Raw genomic sequence first — 6,305 nt, 5'->3', positions numbered from 1 at the left:
GCCTAGTCCTCGGCCGAATCGCCGAAGAAGAGCCCTGCCGCCGGGGTTTGCGCGAGCATGCCCGAATCAAACGGCCCGATCCCGAAAAAGCAATTGACAAAACCATAGAAACACCCCCCAAACGTTTCGGGTTCTTGGCATCCCAGCAAAAGCGCCGCCCACACGGACGGCGCTTGAAACACGATGCAACCCATCACGCACGCAACCTAGCGCGCACGGCCCCAACCTGCAAGCTCCAAGCGCGTGCCGAAGCAGCAACGCCCGAGCCGTCGCACGCTCAAGCCCAAGCAAGTCTAGTCTTGCTTGACCACCAAAACGTCGCAACGCATGTTGCGAATCAGGAACGTGGACACGCTGCCCACGAACACGTACTTGATGTTGGACAGGCCGCGTTCTCCGCATATAACCAGATCGGGGTCTGCCGGCTCGATCAGCTGCTTCGCCAGCGTGTCGGTAATGCGTCCCGCGCGCACGGTCAAGTCGACCGACGGGATGTTCTCGTTCGCCTGGGCCTCTGCCAGCAAATCGGCCAAATCAGCCTCGATGCGCTTCTTGCCCTCAACGCACAGCGCTTCGAAGTCAACGCCCGAAGCCTCGTACGGAACCGAATCGATAACATGACCGAACATCAGATCGGCGTGGTTGTCCGCCGCGAGCGCTATTGCACGCTGGGCCACTGCCTCCTGCGTCGACGCCCCGTCGAGCGCCGCAAAAATACGCGTGTACCGCTGTGCCATGACCGCTCCTTCCCTACTGTTGCCGTGCCTTTATTGTAACCCAATTCCAACTCGGCGGCGAAACTACGAAGTTATCAGGAGGATGACACCTATGCACAGCAGCATGACGTACGTAAGCTTGAGAAACTTTTCCTGGCTGATTTTCTTTTGCAGCTTGTTGCCCAAGAAGGTGGCGAGCACGGCCAACGGGATGCACAGCACGATAATCTGCAACACGTCCCCGGTGAAATTCCCCTGTTGAAACGCAATGCCAGCATAGATGAGATTGAGGATCGTCCACGTAGCCGAAAGCGTGATGCGGAACTGCTGACGATCGCGCAGCTTCTGCACGGCGTAGATAACCAGCAGCGCACCGCCCGACACGAACATGCCCTGAATAAGCCCCGCAAGCGCCAGGATAATCCACAAGGCCCACTCCGGCATGAACTTCTGCTGGGGAACAATCAGGTTCTTCAGGCCGATCGCAATGACAACCACGCCGTATATCTTCAGCAGCACGTGAAGCGGCATAAGCGTGTCCAGCCAAATGCCCACGAACATGAACACCACCATAACGCCGATGATCTTGCCCAGTTCGCGCCAGTTCACGCTCTTCAGGTTCAAAACGGTCAGCAACCCGCACGCGAAAAAGCCCATGGCGTTGAGAATCGCCACGGTGGAGTGCAGCCCCAACAGCGTGGTGCCCACCGGCATCGCGAAGATATTGCCCGCGAATCCCGTAATAGCCTGAACGGTGTAGGCGAAGAAGAACGCCGCCAAGAAGAGCGCTTTTTCCATATATGCTACAATCAATCCTTATTCATAACGACCCAGCGTACCAGTGTAGCATCTACACGCCAAGGAATGGACGAGCATGGCGGGATTCACCATCACCATCGCGGGAGACTCGGCCCTTAACCTCGAGTTCGCAAAAACGATTTCGGCGGAAACCAGCGCCAAGATTCGCATGGCTGCGGAAAACCTTACGGCCGACCCCATCGCGGGCGTCACCGAGCTGGTGCCTACGTTTTGCTCGCTTATGGCGTACTACAACCCCTTGATCGTTACGTTCGATGAGCTTTCCGCGAAGCTGCGGGGCAAGCTGCGCGACGTGGAAGAAGCTGATTTGAGCGTGCGTAAGATCGTCCCCATCCCCGTGTGCTACGGAGGGGAATTCGGCCCCGACCTGGCAAATGTGGCAGAGCATGCAGGCATGTCCGAAGAAGAAGTCATCGCCATACACACCGGGCGCGACTACCTTATAGATATGCTGGGCTTTCTTCCTGGCTTCGCCTATTTGGGCGGCTTGGACGAACGCCTGCACACGCCGCGCCTAGCCGTTCCCCGTACGCGCATCGAGCCGGGCAGCGTGGGCATCGGCGGCGCTCAAACGGGCATTTACCCGCTGGCTTCGCCGGGCGGCTGGCAGATCATCGGCCGCACGCCGCTGCGTCCCTACGACCCCGACCGCGAGGATCCCATTCTGTACGCTGCGGGAGAATACCTGCGATTCGTGCCCATAACGCCCGAAGAGTACACCGCCATAGAGGCACGGCTCGCCGCCGGCACGTACTCGTACGGCATTTTCGTGGAAGGCGAGTAACATGGGTCTTGTCGTGAAAAAACCCGGCGTCATCACCACCGTTCAAGACAACGGCCGCTTCGGATACCAAGGCAGCGGGTTCGCCACGAACGGCGTCATGGATCGCCGAGCATACGCCATCGCCAACCTGCTTGTGGAAAACGACCCCGACGCCCCCGTGCTGGAGTTCGCGCTCGCAGGCCCCACGGTGCGCTTCACCACGAACTCAATCATAGCCATCACAGGCGGCGATTTCTCCCCCACGTTGGACAGCAAGCCGATTCCCATGTACGCGGCAATCACGGTGCGTCGCGGCTCCATACTGCGGTTCAAAGCACCCCGAACCGGCTGCTACGGCTACCTGGCCATTGCCGGAGGAAGCGTGCGCGTACCTGAGATCATGGGCAGCCGCTCGACCAATCTCAAGTGCGAGCTGGGCGGATGGCGCGGAGGCGCGCTGACTACCGGGGACTACCTGCCCTTCACCACGAAAAGCGTGGACTTCCTGCCGAACCTCGGGTCCCATCGCATCGACAACGATGACGAGTTCTACCAGTTCGATCAAGACGAAATCGTGGTACGCGTGGTGCCCGGACCGCAAGAGGATATGTTTGCCGACGAAGGAATCGAAACCTTTTACAGCCAGCCGTTCACCACCACGACGAAATGTGACCGCATGGGCTACCGCCTGGACGGTCCCGTTATCAAGACGAAGCACGGCTCGGACATCGTGTCCGACGGCATCGCCCTTGGCGCCGTGCAGGTTCCGTCGCACGGCAGGCCCATCATCATGTTGGCCGACCGGCAGACCACCGGCGGATACGCCAAAATAGGCACGGTGGCCACGGTGGACATACCCCGGCTCGTGCAGCGACCCCCGGGACGCAAAATCCGCTTCGAGCCCATCTCCGTCCAGGAAGCGCAGCGCTTGCTGCGCGACGAAGCCCACCTGTTCGAAGCGCTGGCACTCAAGGTGCGCCGACCAAGCGCCGACGGCATATCGCCCCGTCGAACGGCGCGGAGGCTTACCCCCATCTTGGAAGAGCAAGCGCGCAAATCGCAGGCCGACACCTTGTGGATCGACCGCGCCGATCGCGCTGAACGCGTCGGAAACCGCAACGTTTTAGGAACCGTACGCACGTCGAACGACGAGAAGATCGCAACACCGGAAACCACCGCCCACCGCACGACGGTATGAGCGAACGAGAGATACGAGGAGACGTCATGAACACGAAAGCCATCGAAGAGCTGATCGCCATTATGGACAAGGCCGAGCTCACGGCCCTGCGCGTTGACGACGGCGACCTGAAGATCGAGCTCGAGCGCAACCACGGGCCGCTCTCGTCCACCGCTTTGCCGCTCATGGCCGATCGCGTCAGCGCCCTGTTGGCCGGAAAAACCGAAAGCCACGAAGCCGCAGCCGTGGATGCCAGCGACGACGATCATTCCATCCTGGTGCGCAGCCCCATGGTGGGCATGTTCTACCTTGCCCCCAGCCCGGACGAGGATCCGTTCGTGAAGGTGGGCCAGGAAGTGCTGTCCGGCCAAACGCTGGCCATCGTCGAGGCCATGAAGATGATGAACGAGATCACCACGCCCGCACCCGGCATCGTGATGGAAGTGCTTGCCGCAAACGGCTCCCAAGTTGAATACGATCAGCCGCTGTTCCGCATCGCCACCGGCGACCACGCCTAAGGCGGCCCGCTCATGTTCGAGAAGATCCTCATCGCCAACCGCGGCGAGATCGCGGTTCGCATCATCCGCGCATGCCGTGCCATGGGCATCAAGACAGTGGCCGTGTACTCCACCGCCGACAAGCACTCGCTTCACGTGTACCTTGCCGACGAGAGCGTGTGCATCGGCCCGCCGGCCGCGCGCGACTCTTACCTGAACATCGCGGCCATCCTGTCGGCGGCGAAAGGCACGGGCGCGCAAGCCATCCACCCGGGCTACGGATTCCTGTCCGAAAACTCCACGTTCGCCAAGCTCTGCCGCGAAAACGACATCGTGTTCATAGGCCCGGCCCCCGAGGTCATCGACCGCATGGGCAATAAAAGCCAAGCGCGCAAGACCATGATGGAAGCGGGCGTCCCGGTGGTCCCCGGAACGAAGGAACCGGTGCACCACCCGGAAGAAGCCCTGGTCATAGCCCGCGAAATTGGCTGGCCCATCATGATCAAGGCATCGTCGGGCGGCGGCGGGAAGGGCATGCGCGTCAGCTTGTCCGAAACGGACTTCGCCGAGCAGTTCAACATCGCACAGCGCGAGAGCGTGGGCGCGTTCGGGGACAACACCATGTACCTGGAGCGCTGCGTCATGAACCCGCGGCATGTCGAGGTGCAGGTGATCGCCGATACGCACGGCACCGTGGTGGCGCTGGGAGAGCGTGATTGCTCCGTGCAGCGCAATCACCAAAAGATGATCGAGGAAAGCCCTTCGCCCGTTATGACGGACGAGGTCCGCAGCGAAATGCTGGCCGCAGCAGTGCGCGCCGCGCAAGCCGTGGGGTACTCGTCGGCGGGCACCATCGAATTTTTGCTGGATGACCAGCTGAATTACTACTTCATGGAAATGAACACGCGCATTCAGGTGGAGCATCCCGTAACCGAAATGGTCACGGGGACCGACCTGGTGCAGGAGATGATTCGCGTGGCGGCGGGCGACCCGCTCACGTTCACGCAGGACGACATCACCTATCGCGGGCACGCCATCGAGTGCCGCGTGAACGCCGAGGAACCCGAGCGCGGCTTCCTGCCTTCCCCCGGCGTCATATCGCAGATGCACCTGCCCGGCGGCAACGGCGTGCGCGTGGACACGGCGGCGTACGACGGCTACGACGTGTCGCCCTACTACGATTCGATGATCGCGAAAATTATCGTGCACGGACGCGACCGCACCGAAGCCATCGCCAAAATGCGCACCGCCCTTGAGGAAATGGTGGTCGTGGGCGTGAAGACGAACCTGGACTTCCAGTACGCCATCATGGAGAACGAGACGTTCGCCGCCGGCACGGCCGACACCAGCTTCATCGAGCGCTTCATGAAGGGCGAGGTTTGATTCACGGACGGAGCTTCGTTTAGCAACGTCGAACGCGAAATCGAGAAGCTCTTTCGTCATCTTGGACAAGACCGCAGCTACCAAGAAGGGAGTTCTACCATGCTGAATGCTCCGCAACCCGCCAAACCCGAAGGCGTTGCCGAGGACGTTTGGGCGCAGATGCTTGCCGCATCGCCCGTTGAAGCGCGGCGCCTCATCCGAACCGGTCAGTTCACAGCGCCGACCAGCGGTCTATGCCCCGGATACGCGCAGGCGAACCTCATCGTGCTGCCGAAAGAGCAAGCTTACGACTTCCTGCTGTTCGCGCAGCGCAACCCCAAGCCGTGCCCGCTTCTCGAAGTGACCGAGGTGGGTGCGCGCGAGGCCACCATCTGCGCCACCGACTGCGACATCGCCACCGACTTCCCGCGCTACCGCATCTACGAACACGGCAAGCTGGTGGCCGAAGTGGAGAACGTCCAGGATTACTGGCGCGACGATCTGGTGTCGTTCGTCATCGGCTGCTCGTTCTCGTTCGAAAGCGAGCTCATCGAGGCCGGCATCGAGATTCGGCACAACACCATGGGCTGCAACGTGCCCATGTACCTGACCGGCGTGCCGTGCACGCCCGCCGGCAGCATGTCCGGCAACATGGTCATGTCGATGCGCCCCATCCCCTACAACCAGGTGGTGAAGGCGGTGCAGATCTCCGGCGCCATCCCGAAAGTGCACGGCGCGCCCATCCACATCGGCGACCCCACCGCCATCGGCGTGAACGACATCATGCGCCCCGAGTTCGGCGATCCGGTGGAAATCCGCGAGGGCGAAGTTCCCGTGTTCTGGGCATGCGGCGTCACGCCTCAGTCCATCGTGATGAACAGCAAGCCGCCTTTCGCCATCACGCACGCACCGGGCTGCATGCTGATCACCGACACGAAGAACATCGACCTGAAAGAGTAAGAAGGCAGGCT

7 protein-coding genes are annotated in these 6,305 nt (G+C 61.2%); 5 read left to right on the top strand and 2 right to left on the bottom strand.

Annotation, left to right across the window (positions count from 1 at the left end):
• Positions 1–293: 293 nt before the first annotated feature.
• Positions 294–737 carry a universal stress protein gene (locus LQE90_RS12170; RefSeq protein WP_216529980.1) on the bottom strand — a complete coding sequence of 148 codons (444 nt, stop codon included), beginning with the start codon at positions 735–737 and terminating at the stop codon, positions 294–296.
• A gap of 63 nt (positions 738–800) precedes the next feature.
• The gene (locus LQE90_RS12165; RefSeq protein ID WP_114567306.1) at positions 801–1,514 is read right to left on the bottom strand and encodes a sulfite exporter TauE/SafE family protein; all 714 of its coding nucleotides are present in this window, start codon (positions 1,512–1,514) and stop codon (positions 801–803) included.
• Positions 1,515–1,590: 76 nt separating this feature from the next.
• Between LQE90_RS12165 and pxpB the strand changes: the two genes are divergently transcribed.
• The 5 genes from pxpB to LQE90_RS12140 all read left to right on the top strand — a co-directional run bounded on the left by pxpB (position 1,591) and on the right by LQE90_RS12140 (position 6,294).
• Positions 1,591–2,319, top strand: coding sequence for a 5-oxoprolinase subunit PxpB (pxpB, locus tag LQE90_RS12160; protein WP_216529979.1), 729 nt, complete (start codon positions 1,591–1,593; stop codon positions 2,317–2,319).
• A gap of 1 nt (position 2,320) precedes the next feature.
• Positions 2,321–3,496: a 5-oxoprolinase subunit C family protein gene (locus LQE90_RS12155; RefSeq protein WP_216529978.1), complete on the top strand. Its 1,176-nt coding sequence runs from the start codon at positions 2,321–2,323 to the stop codon at positions 3,494–3,496.
• 26 nt (positions 3,497–3,522) lie between these two features.
• Entirely contained in the window at positions 3,523–3,993 is a 471-nt protein-coding gene (accB, locus tag LQE90_RS12150) for an acetyl-CoA carboxylase biotin carboxyl carrier protein (RefSeq protein ID WP_114567309.1), read from the top strand.
• Positions 3,994–4,005: 12 nt separating this feature from the next.
• Positions 4,006–5,355, top strand: a complete 1,350-nt coding sequence (gene accC / locus LQE90_RS12145; RefSeq protein WP_114567310.1) for an acetyl-CoA carboxylase biotin carboxylase subunit — start codon at positions 4,006–4,008, stop codon at positions 5,353–5,355.
• Between the two features lie 99 nt (positions 5,356–5,454).
• Positions 5,455–6,294, top strand: coding sequence for a putative hydro-lyase (locus LQE90_RS12140; RefSeq protein WP_216529977.1), 840 nt, complete (start codon positions 5,455–5,457; stop codon positions 6,292–6,294).
• Positions 6,295–6,305: the final 11 nt, after the last annotated feature.

It is taken from the genome of Paraeggerthella hominis (genome assembly GCF_021044775.1).
In the GTDB taxonomy this organism is placed as follows: Bacteria; Actinomycetota; Coriobacteriia; order Coriobacteriales; family Eggerthellaceae; genus Paraeggerthella; species Paraeggerthella hominis.
Note: the sequence above shows the minus strand (reverse complement) of the source record. Positions and strands in the feature narration are given on the sequence as shown.